This is a genomic window from Streptomyces sp. JL2001 (assembly GCF_050917515.1).
Taxonomy (GTDB): domain Bacteria; phylum Actinomycetota; class Actinomycetes; order Streptomycetales; family Streptomycetaceae; genus Streptomyces.
Genome location: NZ_CP169421.1, coordinates 6,306,191 through 6,328,754, shown reverse-complemented (window position 1 = coordinate 6,328,754; position 22,564 = coordinate 6,306,191). Strand labels below are relative to the sequence as shown.

Sequence of the window (22,564 nt, the reverse complement as noted above, 5' to 3'; positions counted from 1 at the left end):
GGAACTCCCGTGACCAAGCCGCTCATCGGCGTGACGACCTACCTCGACCGGGCCCGCTGGGGGGTGTGGGACATGGCCGCCGCGCTGCTGCCGGCCCCGTACCCGCGGCTCGTCCAGGCGAGCGGCGGCCTCGCGGCGATGCTCCCGCCGGGCGACCCGGCCACGGCGGCGGAGGTGGTGGCCCGGCTGGACGGCCTGGTGGTCGCGGGAGGAGCGGACGTCGAGCCGGTACGGTACGGGGCCGCGCCCGACCCCCGTACCGGTCCGCCGGCCCGGGCCCGGGACGCGTGGGAGCTGGCGCTGATCGAGGCCGCGCTGGCCTCGGGAACCCCGCTGCTGGGCATCTGCCGCGGCATGCAGCTGCTGAACGTGGCCCTCGGCGGGACCCTGATCCAGCACCTGGACGGCCATGTGGAGGCCGTCGGCGTGATCGGCCGGCACGCGGTGAAGCCGGTCCCGGGCACGCTCTACGCCTCCCTGGCGCCGGAGCTCGCCGAGGTGCCGACCTACCACCACCAGGCGGTCGACCGGCTGGGCCGCGGTCTGGTCCCGGCGGCGTACGCCGAGGACGGCACCGTGGAGGCGGTGGAACTGGCCGGACCGGGCTGGGCGCTGGGCGTCCAGTGGCACCCGGAGATGGGCGAGGACCTGCGGGTGATGCAGGGACTGGTGCGCGCGGCCGGCGCCGCCCGCCGCTGAGGACCCGCTCCGGGGCCGGGCCGTGGCCCGGCGCCGCGGGACCGGCGCGAACGTGCCGGCTCAGCCGCGGGTCAGGGAGAGCAGGTCGCGGGCCGGACCGGTGGGGCGGTGCCCGGCGGGCCAGACCGCCCGCAGGTCGCGCCGCAGTTCCACTCCCGCGACCGGCACCTCGACCAGACGACGGGAGGCCAGTTCCTCCGCGACGGCCAGCTCGCTCAGGACGGCGGGGCCCGCGGCGCTGACCGCCGCCGCCTTCACGGCCGTGGTGGAGGCCAGTTCGAGCAGCGGCTGGGCCAGACCGCCGTATGCGGCGAGCGCCGAGTCGAGGACCTGGCGGGTGCCCGAGCCGCGTTCCCGCAGGATCAGCGGCGTGGCCGCCAGCTCGCCCGGGTCCAGCGGCGCGCGGCGCCGGGCCCACGGGTGCGACGGCGCGGTGACCACGGCGAGCCGGTCGCGGGCGACGACCGCGCCGTCCAGTCCCTCGGGGATCGCGAGGCCCTCCACGAATCCCAGGTCCGCCTCGTCGCCGAGCAGCCGCGCGGCGACCGCCGCCGAGTTCCCCGCGAGCAGGGACACGGCCGTGTCGGGCCGCTGGCCGCGCAGCGCGATGAGCCAGCCGGGCAGCAGGTACTCGGCGATCGTCATGGACGCGGCCACCCGCAGCCGCGAGTCCCGCCGGCCCCGCAGGGCCTGCGCCCCCGCGTCGAAGGCCTCCGCCGCCTCCACGATCCGGCGGGCCCAGTCGGTCACCAGGGCCCCGGCGTCGGTGAGCCGTGAGCCGCGCGGCGAGCGGTCCACCAGCGCCACACCGAGCTGCCGCTCCATGGACCGGATCCGGCTGCTCGCGGCGGGCTGCGTGATCCCCACCTCGCGGGCGGCGCGGCCCAGACTCCCGTGACGGGCGACGGCCAGCAGCAGTTCGAGCGCGCCGAGATCCGGGACCCGGTGAGAGAGGGGTGCTGCGGACACGGAGGACGGCTCACTGCTCATAAAGCCAGCTTATGACGTCATAGCCACAAGATCCCTGGTGGGTCACCGGAATCCGGAAGACGGTGGGGGCATGGCAACCCTCGCAGCATCCAGCCCGGTACTCCGCGCCACCACCCCCGGCGCACGGCCGGTCTCGGTCCGTCACCTCGGCCCCCAGTGGTACGCCCCGGTGATGGGCACCGCCATCGTCGCCAACGCGGGAGCCGCCCTCCCGGTGGACGTCCCCGGCCTGCGGACCGCCTGCACGGCCGTCTGGGCGCTCTCCCTGGCGATGCTCCTCGCCCTGCTGGCCGCACGCGTCCTGCACTGGGCCCACCACCGCGACCAGGCCCGCGCGCACCTGCTGGACCCGGCCGTCGCGCCGTTCTACGGCTGCCTGTCGATGGCGCTGCTCGCGGTCGGCGGCGGCACGCTGCTGGTGGGGCGGGACTGGATCGGGCTGCCCGCCGCCGTGGCGGTCGACGCCGTCCTGTTCACGGCGGGTACGGCGATCGGCCTGGCGGCCGCCGTGGCGATCCCGTACCTCATGGTCGTGCACCACCGGATCGAGAGCGCGGCCCCGGTCTGGCTCCTGCCGGTGGTGGCGCCCATGGTCTCGGCGGCGCTCGGACCGCTGCTGCTGCCGCACCTGCCCGCCGGGCAGGCCCAGCAGTCGCTGCTGATCGCCTGCTACGCCATGTTCGGCCTGAGCCTGCTCGCGACCCTCGTCATGCTTCCGCTGGTGTTCGGCAGGCTCGTCACGGGCGGGCCCCTGCCCCTGGCTCTCACCCCCACGCTGTTCCTGGTCCTCGGCCCGCTGGGCCAGTCGACCACCGCCGCGAACAAGTTCGCCGACGCGGCCCCCGGCGTCCTGCCCGAGCCGTACGCCCACGGCTTCGCGGCCTTCGCCGTCCTGTACGGCGTGCCGGTGACGGGCTTCGCCCTGCTGTGGCTCGCGCTCGCCGGCGCGATGGTGGTGCGGGCGCGGCGCCAGGGCATGGGCTTCGCGATGACCTGGTGGGCCTTCACCTTCCCGGTCGGCACCTGCGTGACCGGCGCCGAGGGCCTGGCCGGGCACACCGGGCTGGCGGGGCTGCGGTGGCTCGCGGTCGGGCTGTACGTGTTCCTGGTCGCGGCCTGGCTGGTGGCCGCCCGTCACACGGTGCGCGGGCTGGTCAGCGGCGCGCTGCTCGCAGCGCCCGCAGCAACCCGTCCGGAGCCTCGGCCAGCGACGGCCCGTACCAGGTGAGCAGACGCCCCTCCACGAGCGCGGCGGCGGTCCCGGGGAATGCCTCGGGGCCGTCGTCGGCCGTGAAGCGGTAGGGCTCGTCGGGCAGGACGACGAGATCGGCGCCGAGGGAGACGAGTTCGTCGAGGGGGACGCGGGGGTAGCGCTCGGCGTGGTCCGCGTACAGGTGGCGGACGCCGAGCCGGGCGAGCAGGTCGCCGGCGAAGGTATCGCGGCCGAGCACCATCCAGGGGCGCCGCCAGATCGGCACGATCGCGGTCACCGGCGGGCCGGCCGGTTCCACGGCGGCCCAGGCTTCCACGGCGCGGTCGAGCCAGTCGGGCCTCGACGGCACGCCGCACGCCCGCAGGACCCGGTCCAGCTCGCGGAACGCCTGGTCCAGCGTGCGCACCTCGGTCACCAGGACCTCGACACCGGCCGCGCGCAGGGCGGCCAGGTCGGGGGCGCGGTTCTCCTCCTCGTTGGCGATCACGAGGTCCGGTCGCAGGGCCGTGATCGCGGCGACGTCCGGGTTCTTGGTGCCCCCGATCCGGGCGGCGTCGAGGCCGGCCGGGTGGGTGCACCAGTCGGTGACCCCCACCAGCAGGCCCGGGGCGGTGACGGCGACGGCCTCGGTCAGCGACGGGACGAGGGAGACGACCCTCATGCGTCACCGGCCACGATGTGCTCGGCGACCGCGACGACCAGGAGGCGGGTGCCCGGCTCGGTGGCGCGCCACCGGTGCCGTACACCGCCGGAGAGGAACAGCGTGTCGCCGCGTTCGAGCCGGTACGCGCGCCCCTCGGCCTCGACCTCGGCCGAGCCGTCGGCGACGTACAGCAACTCGTCGTTGCGGTGCACGAATTCACGGCCGGCGTCCCGCTCGCCGGTGAACTCCCGGGCGTGCAACTGGTGCCGGCCGCGCACCAGCGGGCGTACGCCGGCGGGCCGGATCCCGGGCTCGTCCTCCAGCGCGTCGTCCAGGACCTCCTCGGCGCGCACGACGTCGACGGTGCGGGCGGACTCGGCGGACGCGAGCAGTTCGGCGGCCGTCGTCTCCAGCGCCTCCGCGACGAGCTGGAGCGACCGCATGCTGGGACGGGCCCGCTCGTTCTCGACCTGGCTGAGGAAGGGCACGGACAGGCCGCTGCGCGAGGCGACGACGGCCAGGGTGAGGTGGAGGGCTCTGCGGCGCCTCTTGACGGCCGCGCCCACGCGGAGTGATTCCTTGTCGTCCATGACCGCTCCTCCCCGTGTCGCGTGCGTCGGGCGTACTGATCGGTTACCTGAACCTTACGCAGCTTTGGGGCAGGGTTTCGCGTCGTGGCGAAAAGGGGCGGTCGCCGAACACATTCGGCGACCGCCCCTTCTCGGTGCGGAGTCGGATCTGAGGCGGACCGGAGCCGGCAACTCTCCGTCCGCGCCCCGTCACTGAGGCGTGAGCTTCTCCGCGAGGCCGGGGTTCTTCGCCAGCCAGCCGCGGACGGCCTCCTGCTCCTTGCCCTTGCCGCCCTGCTGGATGGCGGCCTCCAGGTCGGTGAGCTGCTTCTCGGTCATCCTGAAGTCCTTGAGCCAGGCGCCGACCTCGGGGTTGTCGGCGGCGAAGCCCTTGCGGGCCAGGGTGTGGACGCCGTCGCCCTTGCCCCAACTGCCCTTCGGGTCCTTCAGCTTCTTCAGGTCGTAGGCGGAGTACGCCCAGTGCGGCGACCAGAGCGTGACGACGACCGGTTCCTTCTTGTCGTACGCGCGCTTCAACTCGGCGAGCATGCCCGGCGTGGAGCCGTCGACGACCTTGTACTCGCCCTTGAGGCCGTAGTCGTTCAGGACCTTGTCCTTGAGGATGCCCATCATGCCGGCGCTGGGCTCGATGCCGACGATGCGGCCCTTGAACTGTCCGGCCCTGCCCTTCAGGTCGTCGAGCGAGTCGACACCCTTCATGTAGGAGGGCACGGACAGTTCGAGCGAGGTCGGCCCGTACCAGGAGCCGAGGTCCTCGAGCTTGTTGCGGTACTTCTCCCAGTACTGGGCATGGGTGACCGGGAGCCAGGAGTCGGTCTGGAAGTCGATCTGGCCGCCGGCGAGACCGGTGTAGAGGGCTCCGGCCTCCAGCTGCTGGGTCTCGACCTCGAAGCCGCGCCGCTCCAGGAGTTCCTTCCAGAGGAAGGTGGAGGCGATGCCCTCGTCCCAGGGGATGTAGCCGAGGCTGACCTTCTTGCCCTGACCGACGTTCTCGCCTCCGTCGGCGGCGGGACCGGACTGCTTGCCGGCACCGAGGAAGCCCATGCCGCCCGCGACGAGCGCCAGGACGACCACGCCGACCAGCGCGGTGACCGGCTGCGGACGGTGGCTCCAGATCTTCGCGCCGGCCCGGGCGGCGACCGCGGCGCGCGCCTTGGCGAGCGCACGGCGGCCGAGCGGCGAGACCTGACGGCCCAGGGCGCCGGTGATCCGGTCCAGGTACATGGCGAGGATGACGATCGAGATGCCCGCCTCGAAGCCGAGGCCGATGTCGACGTTGCCGATGGCGCGGTAGACCGCGCCGCCGAGCCCGCCGCCGCCGACCATGCCGGCGATGACGACCATGGACAGGCCCAGCATGATGACCTGGTTGATGCCGGCCATGATCGTCGGCACGGCGAGCGGCAGCTGGACGCGCAGCAGGGTGGCCCGGGGGGTGGTGCCGAACGCCTCGGCCGCCTCGACGAGTTCGCCGTCGACCTGGCGGATGCCGAGCTCGGTCATCCGCACGCCCGGGGGCAGGGAGAAGACGATGGTGGCGATGATGCCGGGCACCACGCCGACGCCGAAGAAGATGATGCCGGGGATGAGGTAGACCATCGCCGGCATGGTCTGCATGAAGTCCAGCACGGGGCGCAGCACGGCGCTGACCGTCTTGGAGCGGGCCGCCCAGATGCCGAGCGGAACCGCGATCACCAGCGTGACCAGGGTCGCGACCAGGACGAGCGAGAGGGTCGACATGGCGTCGTCCCACAGCTCGATGGAGTCGACCAGCGCGAAGCCGACGAAGGCGAGCGCGCCCGCCGTCAGGCCGCGCAGCCACCAGGCGACGACGGCGAGGATGCCGGCGAAGAGGAGCGGCTCGGGCGCGGAGAGGACCGCGTCGATGCCGTTGTAGAGGCCGGTGACGACGGTGGTCACGGCATCGAAGAGCCAGGAGAGCTGGGCCTGGAGCCAGTCGACGGCACCGTCGACCCACTGGCCGAGGGGGATCCTAGGCATGGGCCACCTCCTTCTCCGTGCCGGGGGCGTCGCAGGCGGCGGGGGGCCGCTGCTCGTCGCCGATGACGCCGATCAGCCGGGACTGCGGAACGACGCCGAGGAGTGTGCCGTCGGCGTCCTTCACGGCCACCGGGTGCGGGACGCGGGCGCTGACGGCGCAGAGGTCGGCGACGAGGGTGTCGGGGCCGACGGTCTCGCAGCCGCAGGCGTCCGCGTCGCCGGGGTGGTCGGCGTCCGTCATGACGGCGGAGGCCGTGAGCACGCGGGTGCGGTCGACGTCCTGGGTGAAGGAGGCGACGTAGTCGTCGGCGGGGCGGACGAGGATGTCCTCGGCGCTGCCGAGCTGGACGATCCGGCCGTCGCGCATGACCGCGATCCGGTCGCCGAGCCGCATGGCCTCGTTGAGGTCGTGGGTGATGAAGACGATGGTCTTCTTCAGCCGCTTCTGCAGCTCCAGGAGCTGGTCCTGCATGTCGCGGCGGATCAGCGGATCGAGCGCGCTGAAGGACTCGTCCATGAGGAGCAGGTCGGCGTCGGTGGCAAGCGCGCGGGCCAGGCCCACGCGCTGCTGCATGCCGCCGGACAGCTCGTCGGGCCAGGACTTCTCCCAGCCGGCCAGACCGCACAGCTCCAGGGCCTCGGCGGCGCGGGCCTCGCGCTCGGCGCGCGGGACCCCCTGGACCTCCAGGCCGTAGGCGGCGTTCTCCAGGACGCTGCGGTGCGGGAAGAGCGCGAAGTGCTGGAAGACCATGCTGATCTTCGTGGACCGCACGGTGCGCAGGTCGCGGGGGCTCAGCGCGGTGAGGTCCCGGCCGTCGAACAGCACCCGGCCCGCGGTGGGCTCGAGGAGGCCGTTGAGCATGCGCAGGAGGGTGGACTTGCCGGATCCGGACAGACCCATCACGACGAAGATCTGGCCGGGGTCGACGACGAACGACGCGTCGATCACCGCGGCGGTCGTGCCCTCGGCACGCAGCTCGTCTCGGTCGGCGCCGTCGGCGAGCTTCCGGACGGCGTCGTCGGGTCGTCTGCCGAACACCTTGAACAGGTGGTCGGCCTGGAGCCTGGACACATACACCTCACGCGTTGGAACGAGAAACGGCCCGCCACCCCCGCAGCCGGGCCGTGGAGCGGGGCGGATTCGGCCCGCGTCTCCCCGCGCACGGCGATCCGTTCCTCGAATCGCGTACCGGGGTCCGCTCCGGGCTCGCGCCTGCCCGGGCCCCCTGGAGGGCAAACGCAAAGGTGACGGGGGTCACGGCGGGAGTGCGGAACCGTCGTTCGGACCCGGTGTCCGTGGGGTGCGGCATGATCGGGGTGTGACCCGACGCCTGATGCTCCTCGACACCGCTTCCCTCTACTTCCGCGCGTACTTCGGCGTGCCGGATTCGGTACGGGCCCCGGACGGCACCCCGGTGAACGCCGTGCGGGGGCTGCTGGACTTCATCACCCGGCTCGTCCAGGACCACGGTCCGGACGATCTGGTGGCCTGCATGGACGCCGACTGGCGCCCGCAGTGGCGGGTGGACCTGATCCCCTCGTACAAGGCGCACCGGGTGGCCGAGGAGACCGAGGTCGGGCCCGACGAGGAGGAGGTCCCCGACACGCTGGCCCCGCAGGTGCCGATCATCGAGGACGTCCTGGACGCGCTCGGCATCGCCCGGGTGGGGGTCGCTCCGTACGAGGCGGACGACGTCATCGGGACGCTCGCCGGGCGGGCGGCCGGCCCGGTGGACATCGTCACCGGGGACCGCGACCTCTTCCAGCTGGTGGACGACGCGCGCGGGGTGCGCGTGCTCTACCCGCGCAAGGGCGTGGGCGACTGCGATCTCGTCGACGACGAGCTGATCCGGACGAAGTACGGGGTGCGGGCCGACCAGTACGCCGACTTCGCGGCCCTGCGCGGCGACGCCAGCGACGGGCTGCCCGGGGTCAAGGGGATCGGCGAGAAGACCGCCGCGCAGCTGATCACGGAGTACGGCGACCTGGCGGGTGTCCGCGCGGCGGCCGGGGACCGCACGTCCCGGCTGACCCCCGCCAAGCGACGGGGCATCGTGGAGGCCGCCGCGTATCTCGACGTGGCGCCGAAGGTCGTCCGGGTCGCCGGCGACGTCCCGCTGCCCGCGTTCGACCCGGCGCTGCCGGGCGCGCCACGGGACCCGGAGGCGCTGCAGGAGCTGGTGGCGCGCTGGGGTCTGGGCGGTGCGGTGGGGCGGCTCATCACCGTCCTCACCCACTGAGGTGCTAGCTTAGGTAAACCTAAGTTCTCGAAGTCAGGGGAGACCGTCGTGGCAGAGCAGCCGGCGCGCAAGGCACCGAAGGCCCACGAGGCGCGGGTGGTGCGCACGGAGCGGATCACCCCGCACATGGTGCGTGTGGTGCTGGGCGGGGACGGGCTCGACTCCTTCACCGTGGGCGAGCACACGGACCACTACGTGAAGCTGCTCTTCGCGCCGGAAGGCGTGAGCTACCCGGAGCCGTTCTCGATGGAGCGGATCCGCGAGGAGTTCCCGCGCGAGCAGTGGCCGACGACGCGGACCTACACGGTGCGCGACTGGGACCCGGTCCAGCGCGAGCTGACCGTCGACTTCGTGGTCCACGGCGACGAGGGTCTGGCCGGGCCGTGGGCGGCGGGGGCGCGGGCCGGCGACGTCATGCGCTTCCTCGGCCCGGGCGGCGGCTACGCGCCGGACCCGGCCGCGGACTGGCACCTGCTCGTCGGCGACGAGAGCGCCCTGCCGGCCATCGCGGTCGCGCTGGAGCGCCTGCCGGAGGGCGCCGTGGTCCACGCGTTCGTGGAGGTGGCCGACGCCGGCGAGGAGCAGAAGTTCGCGACGGCGGCGGGGGTCGAGGTGACCTGGCTCCACCGGGGCGCGCGCCCGGCCGGCGAGGCTCTGCTGGAAGCGGTCCGGAACCTGGAGTTCCCGCCCGGTGACGTCCACGCCTTCGTGCACGGCGAGGCGGGCTTCGTGAAGGACCTCCGCAAGCATCTGCGCCTGGAGCGCGAGGTGGCCCGGGACCGGCTGTCCATCTCGGGTTACTGGCGCGCGGGCAAGACCGACGAGGCCTGGCGCGCGATCAAGCGCGAGTGGAACGACCAGGTGGAGCGCGAACAGGAGTCCTGAGCGGACACGCCGCGCGACGGGGCGGGGGCCGGGCCGCACGCATGCTCCGTACGGCCGGGGCTCGCGCCCCGGCCATTCGCCGCGCTCCACCCACTCGCCGCGCCCCACCCACTCGGCGCGTTCCACCCACTCGGCGCGTTCCACTCCTCCGCGCACCGCAGGACGACCCCGGCCCGCCGGAGGCGCGAATCCCTCGGCGAACCGTCAGACGTCCGTGCCGAAGACCCGGTCCGAGGCGTCGACGTGTGCGAGCCTGCGCAGTGACGCGAACAGCGCGTCGCCCAGCACCGTCCCCACCACGACGCTCTCCACGAGCTCCTCCCGCGCCATGTTGCGGGCCACGTAGTCCAGATCCGCCCGGGCGACCTGCTCCGCGGCGTCCGCGTACGCGTCGAGCACCTCCGCGAACCCCCCATGCCCCACGTCCTCCATGGTCGCCAGGGCCACGGCCAGCGACTCGGCCGCCGGGCTCTCCGGATGGGACCGCCAGCCGCGCCGTTCGATCAGCTCGGCCACGGCCGTTCGCGCGGCGGCGACTCCCGCCACCGGTTCCCCGTCATGGCTCGGCACCACGCGATCAGCCGCCGCGCCCAGCACCTGGTGCACCGGCCGCTCGGTGTCCTCGATCGCCTCGATCACCTCACGGACGCCCGCCACCGACAGCCCGCCGACGTCCATGAGCGCCCGGATCAGGCGGAGGCGCCTCACGTGCGCCTCGCCGTACGAGGCCTGGTTCGGGCTCGTCAACTGCCCGGCCGGCAGCAGTCCTTCCCGTACGTAGTACTTGATCGTCGGCACCGACACTCCGGCCCTGCGACTCAACTCTCCGACGCGCACAGTCCGTTCACCTTCCTGGTCTTGCTCCGGCCTTGCCGACCGGCACCCCCATCATAGATAGTGGAGCTATCAGATAGCGGCGAGTGCCGCTATCTATAATCACGGGGGTTTGCCCATGTCCTCATCGATGCCGCGTATCCGCGAGCTCCATCGGCCGCTGGTGTGGTTCTCCGGCTCCATGGCCCTGCTCGCCGTCGTCAGCGTCGGCGGCCTGATCGTCGACGACCGCATGCTCGTCGGCGTGCCGATCTGGTCCAAGCCGTTCAAGTTCTCCGTCTCCTTCGTCGCCTATGCGATGACGCTCGCGTGGATGCTCAGCCTGCTGCCACGCGGCCGCCGGGTCGGCTGGTGGGCGGGCACCGTGCTCACCGCGGCCGGCGTCGTCGAGATGGTGATCATCACGGTCCAGGTCGTGCGCGGCCGGCAGAGCCACTTCAACAACGAGACCCCGCTCGACGCGGCACTGTTCCAGGTCATGGGCGCCACCGTCGTGGTCCTCTGGCTCGCCGCACTCGTCATCGCGGTCCTGCTGTTACGCGCCCGCATCCTGGACCGCGCGACCGCCTGGGCGGTACGCCTCGGCTCCCTGATCGCGCTCGCCGGCGCGGCCGTGGGCTTCGTGATGGTCGTGCCCACCCCGGAGCAGCTCGCCGCGGGCGACGACGCGGCGATCACCGGAGCCCACAGCGTCGGTGTCCCTGACGGGGGCCCCTCGATGGCCGTGACGGGCTGGTCCACGACCGGCGGCGACCTGCGGATCGCCCACTTCTTCGGCATGCACGCCTTGCAGGTGATCCCGCTCGTGCTGCTCGCCCTGGTCACGCTCGCCCCGCGGTTCGCCCGGCTGCGCGACGACCGGGTCCGGCTGAGGCTCACTCTCGTCGTCTCCGGGGCGTACACGGCGACCTTCGGACTGCTGACCTGGCAGGCACTGCGCGGCCGGCCCCTGGTCGACCCCGACGGCACGACCCTGGCCGCCGCCGGCGCGATCGTCGCGCTGACCGTCGCGACCACCTGGGCCGCCCTGCGCACCCCGCCACACATAGGACCCGGCGCCGGAACGACCGGCGACTCCGGAACCTCCCGTAAGGAGTTCGCGGCATGACCGGTTTTCTCTTCGAGTTCTCCTTCTACCTGGTCGCTCCCTTCTGGCTGCTGATGATCCTGGCGCCCGGCTGGCGGGGCACGGAACGGCTCGCGGCCTCGCCCCTGACCGTGCTGCCGGTGCTGACGGTCTATCTGGTGATGGCGATCCCGGTCTTCCCCGAGCTGTGGGCGGCGGTGAGCAGCCCGGACATCGACACCTTCCGCGACCTCGTGGCGCTCGCCGGCGGAGCGGGGGCGGTCTGGGCGCAGATCCTCGCCTGGGACCTGCTGCTCGGTCAGTGGATGTACCTCGAAGGCCGCAGACGGGGCATCTCCCCCTTCGTGATGGGGCCGTTGCTCCTGTTCTCGATCCTCCTCTCCCCCTTCGGACTGCTCGTCTTCCTGGTCCTGCGCGCGCTCCGGAAGCCCGTGACACCTCGTCCCGGCCAGGGCGGGAGCCTCGTCCCCGGGCCGTCTACGCTGGCCTGATGCGAACGATCGACCGTGCCGTCGGGGCGGTGCTCGGCTCCGCCGTGGGAGACGCGCTGGGCGCGCCCTTCGAGTTCGGGCTGCCCGGCGTCTTCCGGGAACGCTTCCCCGACGGCAGGGGCGAGATGTGCGGGGGCGGCGGCTGGGATCCGGGCGAGGCCACCGACGACACCCAGATGGCCGTCCTCGTCGGGGAGTCCCTCCTCGAACGGGGCGGTCTCGACCTGCCGGACATCTTCCGGCGCTTCCGGTCCTGGGCGGCGGCGGACCCCAAGGACATCGGCCTGCAGACCGAGGCGGTACTGAGCAGCGGCGACTCCTGGGACACCGCGGCAGCCCTGCACTTCCAGGTCAACGGCCGTGCCGCCGGCAACGGTTCGCTGATGCGGGCCTCCACCTCCGCCGTCCGGTTCGCCGCCGCCGGCCCGGAGGCAACCCGGGACGCCGCCCGCCGGATCGCGGCCCTGACCCACGGGGACGCCGCAGCCTGGGAGGGGACGGCCCTCCTGCACGAACTCGTCCGCGTCGCCCTGCTCGGCGAGGACCCGTCGGCCGCGCTGCCGGAGGCGCTCGCCGCCGTCGCCCCCGCGCACCGCGCCCGCTGGGCGGTGGTCCTCGCGCCGGACTGGCACCCGGACGACGCCACCGAGTTCAACGGCGCGGTGTGGCCCTGCCTCGGCTCGGCGGTCTGGGCGCTGCGTACCACCACGTCGTTCGAGGAGGCCCTGGCCGTCGCCATCGATCTGGGCGGCGACACGGACACGGTGGCCGCGGTCACCGGCCTGCTCGCGGGCGCGGTCCACGGAGCCGGCGCGATCCCCGCCCGGTGGACCGACCCCCTGCACGTCCCGCTCCCGGGCCACGGCCCCCGCACCCTGCGCTCCGACGACCTGCGGGCGCTGGCCACCGCCCTGATCGCCTGAGCCGAGCAGCCACCCGAGCGGAGGAGCCAGAACCGAGGGTCCGGAACCCCGGACAGGACCTGGGTCCTGTCCGGGTGATCTTCTCGGGCCCGCGACGACGGCTGCGGCGTCTCGCGGCGTGGTCGGAGTCGCCCGAGTACGCCCAGTACGAGGGCGATCCTCCGCCTTGCGATACACCACATCCGACGCCGCGGGCCGATCCTCGAAGATCGCCCGGACAGGACCTAGCCGGCCGTCGCCGCCGTGCCGGACCCGTCCGCGCCCGGATCCGCGTCCTCCCCCGCCGGCCGGCCGGGCCTCGCCCGGACGGTGGCGAGGACGTCGCGGTCCGGCTGGAGCGTGAGGCTGGGCACCGGGCGTATCTCGCCGGGGTCGAGGTCGAGGTGGAAGCGGCGGGCGAGGACGGCGAGCACCAGCACGGACTCGACCATGGCGAACCGCGTCCCGAGGCAGACCCGCGGGCCGCCGCCGAACGGGAACCAGGCGTACTCGGGTATCTCCTCGGCGCCCTTGCCCCCGGCGCTCTCCCCATCGGCCGCGCCGTCCTCCCCCGAGAGGGCGGGCACCGCGGTGCCCCAGCGCTCCGGGCGGAACTCGTCGGGATCGCCGAACCAGCGCGCGTCCCGGTGGGTCGCCCACTGGCTGCTCCAGACCCGCGTGCCGGGCGGAACGGGCCGGCCGCCGAGGACCGCACCCTCCTTGGCGATGCCCGTCAGGAGCCAGATGGTCGGGTAGAGCCGGAGGGTCTCCTTCACCACCGCCTGGGTGTAGGTCAGTTGCGCGTAGTCCTCGAAGCCGGGCTCGCGGTCGCCGAGCACGCGGTCCAGCTCCTCGGCGAGTGCGGCCCGCACCCTGGGGTTGCGCGAGAGCAGGTGCCAGGCCCACACGAGGGTCGAGCTGGTGGTCTCGTGTCCGCCGATGTAGAGGGTGACGGTCTCGTCGCGGATCTCCTCGTCGGAGAGGTGGGCACCGGTCTCGTCCTGCGCCGCGAGCAGGCGGCTGAGCAGGTCGGGCCGCTCGGTGTCGCCGTCGCGGTGACGCGCGACGACCCGTCCGACCTCGGCGTCGATGACGGCGGCGGCCTTCTTGATGCGGGCGCGGCCTGGCGTGGGCACCCAGTCGGGCAGGATGGCCCCGATGCCGCTGAACTCGGCACCGATCTCCTTCTGGGCGACGTCCATGGCCCGTCCGATGAGCTCGGCGTCGGCCGCCGTGTCGACGCCGAAGATGGTGCGGACGGCGATGAGCTGGGTGAGCGCCGCCATCTCCTTCTTGACGTCGACGCGCTGTCCGTCGCTCCAGCGGTCGGCGAGGGCGACCGCGCACTCGGCCATGGTGGCGGCGTAGGAACGGACCTGCTTGGGCCGGACGGACGGCTGGACGAGCGAGCGCTTGCGGCGCCAGTCGGCGCCTTTGGCGACGACCACGCCGTTGCCCAGGAGGGTGCGGAAGGCGATGCCGAGGTCGGGCTGGTCGAAGGTCCGCTCGATCTCGGTGAGGAGTTCGCCGATGGTGTCGGGATGGGCGATGAAGAGGGCGGGACTCGGTCCGAACCGCCAGCTGACGAAGTCGCCACGCTCACGCAGCCGCTCGAAGAAGGCGAGCGGGTCCTTGCCGAACTCCGGCATGTTCCCGAGCAGGGGCACGCCCCGGGGCCCCGGCACGATCCTCTGTCCGTCGGCCGCCTCTGCGGCGGCCCGCGGACCGGCTTGCGTGGTCACGTTCCCTCCCTCTCAACGGTGTTGAACCGTGTACGACTCCATGGAATCGGAAGGGTGTGTCACTCCGCCACCCCTGTGGACAACGGCCTGTGGACAACGGGCGGGACAAAACCGAAGGGCCCGGGAAACCCGAAGGGCCCGTGGCGACGCCACGGGCCCTTCGGGCGACTTCGGTGCGCAGGCTGTCGGCCGTCCGCCCGTCAGCCCACCGAGCTGTAGGCGACGACCCCCCTGAGCAGCGAGTCGACGGCCTTGCGGGCGTTCTTCGCGACCGTGCTGTTCTCCTTGGGCGCGGCCGCGGCGATCTGACCGAGGACGTCGATGACCTGCTTGCACCAGCGGACGAAGTCGCCGGCCGGCATCTCGGCCTCGCGCAGCACCTCGTCGAGGCTCTTGTCCGAGGCCCACTGGTAGGCGGCCCAGGCGAAGCCCAGGTCCGGCTCGCGCTGGCCGACCCCCTCCGCCTGGTTGATCTTGAACTCCTCCTCCAGGGCGTCGAGCCGGCCCCAGATCCGCACCATCTCGCCGAGCGCGGCCTTCGCGTTGCCGGTCGGCAGCTTCGGCGCCACGGCGTCGTCGGCCTGCCGCGCCTCGAAGACCAGCGCCGATACGCAGGCGGCCAGTTCGGGCGGCGTGAGGCCCTCCCAGACGCCGTCGCGCAGGCATTCGCTGGCCAGCAGGTCGAGTTCGCCGTAGAGCCGGGCGAGCCTCTTGCCGTTCTCGGTGACGGAGTCGCCCCGCAGGTAGTCGAGTTCGGTGAGGAGCGCGACGATGCGGTCGAAGGTGCGGGCGATGGTGTTGGTACGGCCCTCGATGCGCCGCTCCAGCTGCCGGGTGTCCCGCTGCAGCCGGTGGTAGCGCTCGGCCCAGCGGGCGTGGTCCTCGCGCTCGTCGCAGCCGTGGCACGGGTGGGCGCGCAGTTCCGTGCGCAGCCGCGCGATCTCGCGGTCGTCCGCGGCGGCCGAGCGGTCCCTGCGGTGCCGCTCGGGGTTGATGTGCCCCGCCTTCGTCCGCAGGGCGGACGCGAGGTCGCGCCGGGACTGCGGGGAGCGCGGATTGAAGGACCTGGGGATCCTCATCCGTTCCAGGGCTTCGACGGGGACCGGGAAGTCGATCGAGGCGAGGCGCTTGACCTGCCGTTCCGCGGTGAGCACGAGCGGGCGCGGCCCGTCGTGCTGCTCGAAGCCCCGGTGGCCGTTGGTGCGGCCGGCGGGGATGCCCGGGTCGAGGACGAGGGCGAGCCCGGCGAACTTGCCGGTGGGGACGTGGATGACGTCACCGGCCTTGAGCCGCTCCAGCGACGCCGCGGCCTGGGCACGGCGCTGAGCCGCGCCCTGCTTGGCCAGCTCGGTCTCGCGGTCCTTGAGGTCGCGGCGCAGCTGCGCGTACTCCTCGAAGTCGCCGAGGTGGCAGGTCATGCCCTCGCGGTAGCCGTCGAGGCCCTCCTCGTTCCGCTGGACCTGGCGGGAGATGCCCACGACGGACCGGTCCGCCTGGAACTGCGCGAAGGACGTCTCGAGCAGTTCGCGGGAGCGGTGCCGGCCGAACTGGTCAACGAGGTTGACGGCCATGTTGTACGACGGCTTGAAGCTGGAGCGCAGCGGATAGGTCCGGGTGCCGGCGAGCCCGGCGAGGTGGCCGGGGTCGAGCCCGCGCTGCCACAGCACGACCGCGTGCCCCTCGACGTCGATGCCGCGTCGGCCGGCGCGGCCGGTCAGCTGCGTGTACTCGCCGGGGGTGATGTCGGCGTGCTGCTCGCCGTTCCACTTGACCAGCTTCTCCAGGACCACGGACCGGGCGGGCATGTTGATGCCCAGGGCCAGCGTCTCGGTCGCGAAGACGGCCTTGACGAGGCCGCGGACGAAGAGCTCCTCGACGACCTCCTTGAAGGTCGGGAGCATGCCGGCGTGGTGGGCCGCGATGCCGCGCTCCAGCGCTTCGAGCCACTCGTAGTAGCCGAGGACGTGCAGGTCCTCGTCGGGGATCGAGGCGGTGCGCGCCTCGACGATCTCGCGGACCCGCAGGCGCGCCTCGTCGTTGTTGAGGCGCAGTCCGGCGTACAGGCACTGCTGGACGGCGGCCTCGCAGCCGGCCCGGCTGAAGATGAAGGTGATGGCGGGCAGGAGGCCCTCGGCGTCGAGCCGTTCGATGACCTCGGGCCGGCCCGGCGTCCAGATGCGGGAGCGCTGGCGCCGCTCGCGCTCGCGGTCGGCCTCCCGGACCATCTTGCCGCGGCGGCGCTCGCGCGGGTTGTACGTGCGGGTGTTCTCGGTGCGGGCGAGGCGCATCAGATCGGGGTTGACCTCGCGTCGGGAGGCGGCGCGGCCGCCGTGGTCGCTCTCCTCCTCGAAGAGGTCGTACATCCGGCGCCCGGCGAGGACGTGCTGCCAGAGCGGCACGGGGCGGCTCTCGGAGACGATGACCTCGGTGTCGCCGCGCACGGTGTCGAGCCAGTCGCCGAACTCCTCGGCGTTGGACACGGTGGCGGAGAGTGACACGAGCGTCACGGACTCCGGGAGGTGGATGATCACTTCCTCCCAGACGGCGCCGCGGAAGCGGTCCGAGAGGTAGTGCACCTCGTCCATGACGACGTACCCGAGACCGCTGAGGGTCTGCGAGCCCGCGTACAGCATGTTGCGCAGGACCTCGGTCGTCATGACGACGACGGGCGCCTCGGAGTTGACGCTGTTGTCGCCGGTCAGGAGACCGACCTTGTCGGCTCCGTACCGCTTCACGAGGTCGGCGTACTTCTGGTTCGACAGTGCCTTGATCGGCGTCGTGTAGAAGCACTTGCGCCCTTGGCGCAGGGCGAGGTGGACGGCGAACTCGCCGACGATGGTCTTGCCCGAGCCGGTGGGGGCGGCGACGAGCACGCCCTTGCCCGCTTCGAGGGCCTGGCAGGCCTCGATCTGGAACGGGTCCAGACCGAACTCGTACATCTCGCGGAAGGGGGCCAGCGCCGTGGCCTGCTCGGCGTTGCGTGCCCGGGCGGCTGCGTACGCTTCGGCTGGTGTGAGGTCCTCTGTCATCTTGCTGTCGAGCCTACCCGCCGACTCGGACAGTGACGCGATCTTTAAATGACCGCCGCGGGGGAACCGCCGGACGGCGCGAACCGACCGCGGGACGGCCCGGCACGACCCCGGGGCACGGCCGGCGGCGACGGCTACGACCGCGGTCCGGGCTCGTGTCCGGGCTCGGGCGCCAGGATCCGGAGCGCGCCGGGCACGCAGTGCGCCGTGAGCGGCAGCGGGCCGAGCGGCTCGCCGTCGGCGTAGCCGGTGACGCCGGGCGCGTCGAGGGTGACGGCGCGCGCCCGGTGTACGGAGACCACCGGGTGGTCGAGGTGGGTGCCCCGGTAGACCCGCGGGAAGACCTTGAGCAGGGTGGTGCGGGAGCAGTCGCCGACGACGGTCACGTCGAGGAGGCCGTCGTCCATGCGGGCGTCGGCGCAGATACGCATGCCCCCGCCGTAGGAGGTGCCGTTGCCCACGGCGACGAGGGTGGCGTCGATCAGCCGCTCGCTGCCGTCGTCGAGGGTGAGCCGGTAGGGGACAGGCTTGAAGGCGGCGAGCTCGGCGATCATGGCGAGGTCGTACTTGAACCGGCCGGCGGGCAGGCGCATGCGGTTGCCGCGGTCGTTGACGCGGGAGTCGAACCCGGAGGCGAGGACGGTCCCGAACCAGCGGTCGCCGACCCTGCCGAGGTCGATGCGCCGGCCGCCGGCCGCGAGCAGTCCGGCGGTGAGGCGGGCCGCCCTCGCGGGTTCGCGCAGGGGGAGGCCGACGGCGCGGGCGAAGTCGTTCCCGGTGCCGACGGCGACGACACCGAGCGGGGTGGACGTGCCGGCGACCGCCTGGAGGGCGAGGGAGACCATGCCGTCGCCGCCGACGGCGACGAGGGCGCCGGTCCCCCGGGCCACGGCCTCACGGGCGCGCCGCAGCGCGTCCGGGGCGTCGGTTCCCTGGACGGTGCGGACCGAGAGGCCGGCGTCCCGGAACGCACGAGCGGCCGGCAGCGCGGCGTGCGCGCCCCGGCCACGTCCCGCGGCGGGATTGACGAACAGGGTGATCTCGCTGGTCATGGGTCCCCCCGGGACGGAGCCTGCGGGGGGACCCCACAAGATCAGGTGATGTCGTCGTAACCGCTCTGACGATGTGCGCGGGCTCCGTCGCCCTCGCCGGTGGCCTGCTCGGGCAGGGCCCGGACGGCGCTGACGGGCTCGACGGCTCCGACGGCCTCGGGGATGTGGTCCAGGACCGACGCCTGGTCGTCGTCGAGCTCGGCGTCCCGGTCACGGCGGGCGCGGCGCCGGTCGTTCAGGAGCGAGAAGCCGACGGCGGCGAGGTACAGCACGGTGATGGGGCCGGCCAGGGCCAGCATGCCGACCGGGTCCGTGGTGGGGGTGATCACGGCGCCGAAGACGAACACGCCCATGATCACGCCGCGCCACCAGCCGGCCATCCGGCGGCCGGTCAGGATGCCGGTCAGGTTGAGCATCACCAGGACGAGGGGGAGCTCGAAGGCGAGGCCGAAGACGAGCACCATGCGCAGGGTGAAGTCGAGGACGTCACCGAGGGACAGGATGTTCGCCGAGCCGCCGGGCGTGAGGCTGATGAGCACCTTCACGCTGATGGGAAGGATGAGGTACGCGAGGTACGCGCCGGCGGTGAACAGCGGCACCGCGGCGCCGACGAAGGCGTACGTGTACTTCTTCTCGTTCTTGTGCAGGCCCGGGGCGATGAAGGCCCACAGCTGGTAGAGCCAGATCGGGCTCGCGACGACGAGGCCGGTCACGAGGCTGACCTGGATCGTCGTGCTGAACGGGGCGATCAGCGTGTTGAAGGAGACGATCGCGCAGTTGCCGCCGTCGCTGGTCATGCCGGGGGCGCACTTGGGCACCGACTTCGTCAGGAACTGCATCAGGTCCTCGCTGTACACGAGGGCCACGACGGTGACCGCGGCGATGGCCAGGAGGCCCTTCGCCATGCGGTTACGGAGCTCACGCAGGTGTTCCACGAGGGGCATGCGGCCCTCGGGGTCCTTCACCTGCTTGCGGGCAGACTTGAGCAACCCACGTCCTCATCTCGTGCGGCAGGCCGCCGCTCGGTGCGGCGGTCTGCGGCGGACCGGGTCAGCGCTTGGTGGTGTCCGACGGCTCGGTCACGGGCCGCGCGCTGGTCACGTCCCCGGGCGAGGCCTGGATGGTACGCGGGGCGGCCTGGTCCGCGGCGCCGGGGTGCGGCGGCTCGGCGGGGGCGGTCTGCTGGTCGTCCGACTTCATCGCCTTGGCCTCGCTCTTGAGGATGCGGGCCGACTTGCCGAGGGAACGGGCCATGTCCGGGAGCTTCTTGGCGCCGAACAGCAGGATGATGACGACGAGGATCAGAATGATCTCGGTGGGGCCGAGCCTACCCATAGCTGTTTACCTTCTTCACCGAGGCGACATGGAGTGCGTTGCCCGGCGGGTCGGACATGCGTCCGGCCACCGCGCTGTCTGCGATCGTAACCCGCAGGAGTAAACGCAGGGCAATGCCCGTGCATACTCACGATTGCGGACCGGGCGGGCCCCGCCGGGGCCCCGCGTCGCAGGGTAGGGCACGGTGTCAGCGCAGGGCCTCGCCGGTGCGCGCCAGGTCTCCGGCCGCCCTTTCCAGGTCTTCGGCGGCCCGGCTGATGCGGGCCGTGGTGTCCGCGACCTGGCGGCCGAGCCGCTGGGCCTCGACGAAGACCTTGATGCCGAGGACGCCGAGGACGGCGATGCCGAGGAATCCGAGCGCGATGGCGAGCATGGGCCAGAACATGTGCCGAGCCTAGACGCTGCGCGGACCGCGACGTGTCAGACGGTGGGGTGCAGGCGCAGGGTGCGGACGCCGCCGCCGGTGAGGAGTTCGACGATCCGCTCCCCCGCGGGCTTGCGGACGGCGCTGCCGCACTCGGGGCAGGTGAAGGAGTAGAACGTGGTGCGGCGGCTCGCTCCGATGGCGAGGCGCAGGGCGCTCGCGGCGAGTTCGAAGCGGGAGCGGCAGTCGGGGCAGGCGGCCTTGAAGAACACCGGCGCGATCGATGCCGTCATTCCGTGCATCACGGACAATTCCCTCATCCCTCTCGACTCCCCCGCACCCGCGCGCTCGCGCGATCCGATCGGTTCCACAGACAACAGCGCCCACCGTACGGGGAATGTCACATTCCCCCTTTCCCCCGCCCGCGGGCGGGGGATCCGTCAGCCGCCGTCCCCGTAGGCGGCGAGGGCGTCCGCGGCAGCCTGCCGGGCACTGTCGGCGAGTTCCTGCGGGGCCACGATCCGCCCGTCGCTGCCGAGCCGCAGCGCGAGCCTGCGCAGCGAGGCCGGGGCGGGCGTGCGCAGGGTGATGCGCAGTCCGCCGTCGGCCAGTTCCTCGGCCCGGTCGTGCGGGTAGTACTCGGCGACCCAGCGGCCGCCTGGCCCGACCTGCACGACGACCTCGGGGTCCTCGGCCGAGGGCTGGACGAGCCCTTCGGACAGGTCGCGCAGCTCGATCTCCGGCGGTGCGGACTGCTCGTCCAGGATCCGGATCTCGGCGACGCGGTCGAGACGGAAGGTGCGGCGCGCCTCGGAGAGCCGGCACCACGCCTCCATGTAGGTGTGGCCGACGGCGAAGAGGCGGATCGGGTCGACCTCACGCTCGGTCAGTTCGTCGCGGGCGGGCGAGTAGTACCGCACCCACAGCCGGCGTCGCTCCGAGATGGCCCGGTCGACCTCGGCGAAGACGCCGCCCTCGGACTCGAAGGTGACCGAGAGCCGGGCACTGGCGCCGGCGGTCTCACCGGCCGCCGTCTCCAGCTTGGCGGTCGCGCGCAGCAGCGCCTCCCGGTCGCTCTCGCGCAGCCCGGGCAGGGTGGCGACGGCCCGGGCGGCGACCAGCAGCGCCGTCGCCTCGTCGGCGGCCAGCCGCAGCGGCTCGGCGACGTCGTCGGGGTTGTGCCACCAGATGCGGTCGCCGTCGGTGTCGATGTCGAGGAGGTCCCCACCGCGGAAGCTGGTGCCGCACATCGGCAGCACGTCGAGGTCGGAGATCAGCTCGTCCTCGGTGATGCCGAAGGCGCGCGCGACGTCGGCGACGTGGGCGCCGGGCCGCTCGCGGAGGTAGGTGACGAGGGAGAGCATCCGCCTCGTCTGGTCGATCGCGTTCGCTGCCATGCCGTCCGTCCCCTCAGCCCTTGGCCACGGCGCGCAGCCGGTCCATCACGTCGGCCCGCAGGTCGGCGGGCTCCAGTACGACGACGTCCGGACCGAACTCGACGAGCCAGGCGTCCAGGCCGTGTCCGTACGGGATCTCCAGCTCGTCCCAGCCGTCGGCCCCCTCGCTCACCGAGCGGGCACGGGACCGCAGCGGGTAGCCGCAGCCCGCGCGCAGCCGGATCCGGGCCGAGCGGGTGGCGATCTCGCCGGACCAGCGCTCGACGGTCTCCCGGACGGTGACGACGTCGGGCACGGGCGCGGTGAAGGCGCCGGCCCGGGAGCGGACCTTGCCGGTGATGCGGGAGAGACGGAAGACGCGCTCGGCGCCGCGGTCGCGGTCCCAGCCGGCGAGGTACCAGTGGCCGCGCACGCACTCGAGCGTCCAGGGCTCGACCTGGCGGGTCTCGGGGCGGGCGGCGGTGGCCTTGCGGTAGTCGAAGACGACGGGGCGACGGTCGCGGCAGGCCAGCATCAGGGGCTCGAACGCGGCCTCGTGCACCGGGATGCGCGGCTCCAGCGCACTGTGCTGCGCCTCGTACGAGTCCTCGGCCTCGGGCATCCCGGCGGCGCGGAGCTTCTGCAGGGCGCCGCTGGCGGCCCCGGCGAGACGGGCCTGCTGCCAGACCTTCGCGGCCAGACCGAGCGCGGCGGCCTCCTCGGCGTCCAGCGTGATGGGCGGAAGCCGGTTGGAGTCGCGCCGGGCGAGGTAGCCGGTCTCGCCCTCCAGGTTCTCGACGGTCGCGATGACCAGGCCGAGCTCGCGCAGATCGTCCTTGTCGCGCTCGAACATCCGGTTGAACGAGTCGTCGGTGCTCGCTTCCATGTACGCCTCGATGGAGCCGCGGAGCTCCCGCTTGGAGAGCGGCCGCCGGGTCCCGAGCAGACAGAGCGCCAGATTCATCAGCCGCTCGGCCTTGGCAATCGCCATCGACGCCCTGCACCTCTTCTGCCGGATTGACTTCTCGGACGTCCGACCGTACCGCCCCGGGGTGTCCGGGCAAAAGCCGAGGGCCCATGCCGGACGGCAT

At 72.9% G+C, this 22,564-nt stretch carries 22 protein-coding genes; 7 read left to right on the top strand and 15 right to left on the bottom strand.

The window, feature by feature from the left end:
- Positions 1-9: 9 nt before the first annotated feature.
- Complete coding sequence (locus ACE1OA_RS28230; RefSeq protein ID WP_384873827.1) at positions 10-699, top strand: gamma-glutamyl-gamma-aminobutyrate hydrolase family protein; 690 nt, start codon at positions 10-12, stop codon at positions 697-699.
- Positions 700-759: 60 nt separating this feature from the next.
- Here ACE1OA_RS28230 and ACE1OA_RS28225 read toward each other — a convergent pair whose 3' ends face one another.
- On the bottom strand, positions 760-1,689 hold the full coding sequence (locus ACE1OA_RS28225; RefSeq protein WP_356601003.1) for a LysR family transcriptional regulator: 930 nt from the start codon (positions 1,687-1,689) through the stop codon (positions 760-762).
- A gap of 70 nt (positions 1,690-1,759) precedes the next feature.
- Here ACE1OA_RS28225 and ACE1OA_RS28220 point away from each other — a divergent pair, with 70 nt between their 5' ends.
- Positions 1,760-2,917 carry a TDT family transporter gene (locus tag ACE1OA_RS28220; protein ID WP_432753564.1) on the top strand — a complete coding sequence of 386 codons (1,158 nt, stop codon included), beginning with the start codon at positions 1,760-1,762 and terminating at the stop codon, positions 2,915-2,917.
- Here ACE1OA_RS28220 and ACE1OA_RS28215 read toward each other — a convergent pair.
- From ACE1OA_RS28215 to ACE1OA_RS28200, 4 genes are all read right to left on the bottom strand, one after another.
- A complete protein-coding gene (locus tag ACE1OA_RS28215) occupies positions 2,844-3,563 on the bottom strand; it encodes a helical backbone metal receptor (RefSeq protein WP_356601005.1) in 720 nt (239 codons plus the stop codon). The genes ACE1OA_RS28220 and ACE1OA_RS28215 overlap by 74 nt on opposite strands.
- On the bottom strand, positions 3,560-4,135 hold the full coding sequence (locus ACE1OA_RS28210) for a helix-turn-helix domain-containing protein (protein ID WP_147977202.1): 576 nt from the start codon (positions 4,133-4,135) through the stop codon (positions 3,560-3,562). The genes ACE1OA_RS28215 and ACE1OA_RS28210 overlap by 4 nt, the downstream gene beginning before the upstream one ends.
- 189 nt (positions 4,136-4,324) lie before the next feature.
- A complete protein-coding gene (locus tag ACE1OA_RS28205; protein WP_432753563.1) occupies positions 4,325-6,136 on the bottom strand; it encodes an ABC transporter permease/substrate binding protein in 1,812 nt (603 codons plus the stop codon).
- Positions 6,129-7,208 carry a quaternary amine ABC transporter ATP-binding protein gene (locus ACE1OA_RS28200; RefSeq protein ID WP_386544576.1) on the bottom strand — a complete coding sequence of 360 codons (1,080 nt, stop codon included), beginning with the start codon at positions 7,206-7,208 and terminating at the stop codon, positions 6,129-6,131. Before ACE1OA_RS28200 ends, ACE1OA_RS28205 begins: the two co-directional genes overlap by 8 nt.
- A gap of 262 nt (positions 7,209-7,470) precedes the next feature.
- On the opposite strand from ACE1OA_RS28200, the gene ACE1OA_RS28195 reads away from it, so the two are divergent.
- Together ACE1OA_RS28195 and ACE1OA_RS28190 are read left to right on the top strand one after the other, a co-directional pair.
- Entirely contained in the window at positions 7,471-8,376 is a 906-nt protein-coding gene (locus ACE1OA_RS28195) for a 5'-3' exonuclease (RefSeq protein ID WP_432754103.1), read from the top strand.
- A gap of 48 nt (positions 8,377-8,424) precedes the next feature.
- Positions 8,425-9,261 carry a siderophore-interacting protein gene (locus ACE1OA_RS28190; RefSeq protein ID WP_356601008.1) on the top strand — a complete coding sequence of 279 codons (837 nt, stop codon included), beginning with the start codon at positions 8,425-8,427 and terminating at the stop codon, positions 9,259-9,261.
- 204 nt (positions 9,262-9,465) lie between these two features.
- On the opposite strand, the gene ACE1OA_RS28185 is transcribed toward ACE1OA_RS28190, so the two are convergent.
- Positions 9,466-10,098 (bottom strand): MerR family transcriptional regulator, encoded by a 633-nt coding sequence (locus ACE1OA_RS28185; protein ID WP_432753562.1) that lies wholly within the window; start codon positions 10,096-10,098, stop codon positions 9,466-9,468.
- A gap of 127 nt (positions 10,099-10,225) precedes the next feature.
- On the opposite strand from ACE1OA_RS28185, the gene ACE1OA_RS28180 reads away from it, so the two are divergent.
- The 3 genes from ACE1OA_RS28180 to ACE1OA_RS28170 are packed head-to-tail and all read left to right on the top strand — an operon-like array spanning position 10,226 to position 12,596.
- The gene (locus tag ACE1OA_RS28180; protein WP_432754102.1) at positions 10,226-11,203 is read left to right on the top strand and encodes a hypothetical protein; all 978 of its coding nucleotides are present in this window, start codon (positions 10,226-10,228) and stop codon (positions 11,201-11,203) included.
- Positions 11,200-11,673 (top strand): ABA4-like family protein, encoded by a 474-nt coding sequence (locus tag ACE1OA_RS28175; RefSeq protein WP_384873846.1) that lies wholly within the window; start codon positions 11,200-11,202, stop codon positions 11,671-11,673. The genes ACE1OA_RS28180 and ACE1OA_RS28175 overlap by 4 nt, the downstream gene beginning before the upstream one ends.
- Entirely contained in the window at positions 11,673-12,596 is a 924-nt protein-coding gene (locus ACE1OA_RS28170) for an ADP-ribosylglycohydrolase family protein (protein WP_356601011.1), read from the top strand. The genes ACE1OA_RS28175 and ACE1OA_RS28170 overlap by 1 nt, the downstream gene beginning before the upstream one ends.
- Positions 12,597-12,820: 224 nt before the next feature.
- Here ACE1OA_RS28170 and ACE1OA_RS28165 read toward each other — a convergent pair whose 3' ends face one another.
- From ACE1OA_RS28165 to ACE1OA_RS28125, 9 genes are all read right to left on the bottom strand, one after another.
- Complete coding sequence (locus ACE1OA_RS28165) at positions 12,821-14,317, bottom strand: cytochrome P450 (protein ID WP_432753561.1); 1,497 nt, start codon at positions 14,315-14,317, stop codon at positions 12,821-12,823.
- A gap of 200 nt (positions 14,318-14,517) precedes the next feature.
- Positions 14,518-17,346 (bottom strand): DEAD/DEAH box helicase, encoded by a 2,829-nt coding sequence (locus ACE1OA_RS28160; RefSeq protein ID WP_356601013.1) that lies wholly within the window; start codon positions 17,344-17,346, stop codon positions 14,518-14,520.
- 134 nt (positions 17,347-17,480) lie between these two features.
- The gene (locus ACE1OA_RS28155) at positions 17,481-18,398 is read right to left on the bottom strand and encodes a diacylglycerol kinase (RefSeq protein ID WP_386544589.1); all 918 of its coding nucleotides are present in this window, start codon (positions 18,396-18,398) and stop codon (positions 17,481-17,483) included.
- 41 nt (positions 18,399-18,439) lie between these two features.
- Positions 18,440-19,342, bottom strand: a complete 903-nt coding sequence (tatC, locus tag ACE1OA_RS28150) for a twin-arginine translocase subunit TatC (RefSeq protein ID WP_356601134.1) — start codon at positions 19,340-19,342, stop codon at positions 18,440-18,442.
- A gap of 106 nt (positions 19,343-19,448) precedes the next feature.
- Complete coding sequence (tatA, locus tag ACE1OA_RS28145; protein WP_356601015.1) at positions 19,449-19,733, bottom strand: Sec-independent protein translocase subunit TatA; 285 nt, start codon at positions 19,731-19,733, stop codon at positions 19,449-19,451.
- A gap of 187 nt (positions 19,734-19,920) precedes the next feature.
- Positions 19,921-20,118 carry a hypothetical protein gene (locus tag ACE1OA_RS28140; protein WP_356601016.1) on the bottom strand — a complete coding sequence of 66 codons (198 nt, stop codon included), beginning with the start codon at positions 20,116-20,118 and terminating at the stop codon, positions 19,921-19,923.
- 35 nt (positions 20,119-20,153) lie between these two features.
- The gene (locus tag ACE1OA_RS28135; RefSeq protein WP_356601017.1) at positions 20,154-20,417 is read right to left on the bottom strand and encodes a hypothetical protein; all 264 of its coding nucleotides are present in this window, start codon (positions 20,415-20,417) and stop codon (positions 20,154-20,156) included.
- Between the two features lie 120 nt (positions 20,418-20,537).
- Positions 20,538-21,494, bottom strand: coding sequence for a helix-turn-helix transcriptional regulator (locus tag ACE1OA_RS28130; RefSeq protein ID WP_386544593.1), 957 nt, complete (start codon positions 21,492-21,494; stop codon positions 20,538-20,540).
- Between the two features lie 13 nt (positions 21,495-21,507).
- A complete protein-coding gene (locus ACE1OA_RS28125) occupies positions 21,508-22,464 on the bottom strand; it encodes a helix-turn-helix transcriptional regulator (protein WP_356779961.1) in 957 nt (318 codons plus the stop codon).
- Between the last annotated feature and the right edge of the window lie 100 nt (positions 22,465-22,564).

Bases quoted from the DNA above. Each gene is read 5' to 3' on its own strand.
- ACE1OA_RS28225 (WP_356601003.1), bottom strand. From the start codon at position 1,689: ATGAGCAGTGAGCCGTCCTCCGTGTCCGCAGCACCCCTCTCTCACCGG.
- ACE1OA_RS28220 (WP_432753564.1), top strand. From the start codon at position 1,760: ATGGCAACCCTCGCAGCATCCAGCCCGGTACTCCGCGCCACCACCCCC.
- ACE1OA_RS28215 (WP_356601005.1), bottom strand. From the start codon at position 3,563: ATGAGGGTCGTCTCCCTCGTCCCGTCGCTGACCGAGGCCGTCGCCGTC.
- ACE1OA_RS28210 (WP_147977202.1), bottom strand. From the start codon at position 4,135: ATGGACGACAAGGAATCACTCCGCGTGGGCGCGGCCGTCAAGAGGCGC.
- ACE1OA_RS28205 (WP_432753563.1), bottom strand. From the start codon at position 6,136: ATGCCTAGGATCCCCCTCGGCCAGTGGGTCGACGGTGCCGTCGACTGG.
- ACE1OA_RS28195 (WP_432754103.1), top strand. From the start codon at position 7,471: ATGCTCCTCGACACCGCTTCCCTCTACTTCCGCGCGTACTTCGGCGTG.
- ACE1OA_RS28180 (WP_432754102.1), top strand. From the start codon at position 10,226: ATGCCGCGTATCCGCGAGCTCCATCGGCCGCTGGTGTGGTTCTCCGGC.
- ACE1OA_RS28175 (WP_384873846.1), top strand. From the start codon at position 11,200: ATGACCGGTTTTCTCTTCGAGTTCTCCTTCTACCTGGTCGCTCCCTTC.
- ACE1OA_RS28170 (WP_356601011.1), top strand. From the start codon at position 11,673: ATGCGAACGATCGACCGTGCCGTCGGGGCGGTGCTCGGCTCCGCCGTG.
- ACE1OA_RS28160 (WP_356601013.1), bottom strand. From the start codon at position 17,346: ATGACAGAGGACCTCACACCAGCCGAAGCGTACGCAGCCGCCCGGGCA.
- ACE1OA_RS28155 (WP_386544589.1), bottom strand. From the start codon at position 18,398: ATGACCAGCGAGATCACCCTGTTCGTCAATCCCGCCGCGGGACGTGGC.
- tatC (WP_356601134.1), bottom strand. From the start codon at position 19,342: ATGCCCCTCGTGGAACACCTGCGTGAGCTCCGTAACCGCATGGCGAAG.
- tatA (WP_356601015.1), bottom strand. From the start codon at position 19,733: ATGGGTAGGCTCGGCCCCACCGAGATCATTCTGATCCTCGTCGTCATC.
- ACE1OA_RS28140 (WP_356601016.1), bottom strand. From the start codon at position 20,118: ATGTTCTGGCCCATGCTCGCCATCGCGCTCGGATTCCTCGGCATCGCC.
- ACE1OA_RS28135 (WP_356601017.1), bottom strand. From the start codon at position 20,417: ATGAGGGAATTGTCCGTGATGCACGGAATGACGGCATCGATCGCGCCG.
- ACE1OA_RS28130 (WP_386544593.1), bottom strand. From the start codon at position 21,494: ATGGCAGCGAACGCGATCGACCAGACGAGGCGGATGCTCTCCCTCGTC.
- ACE1OA_RS28125 (WP_356779961.1), bottom strand. From the start codon at position 22,464: ATGGCGATTGCCAAGGCCGAGCGGCTGATGAATCTGGCGCTCTGTCTG.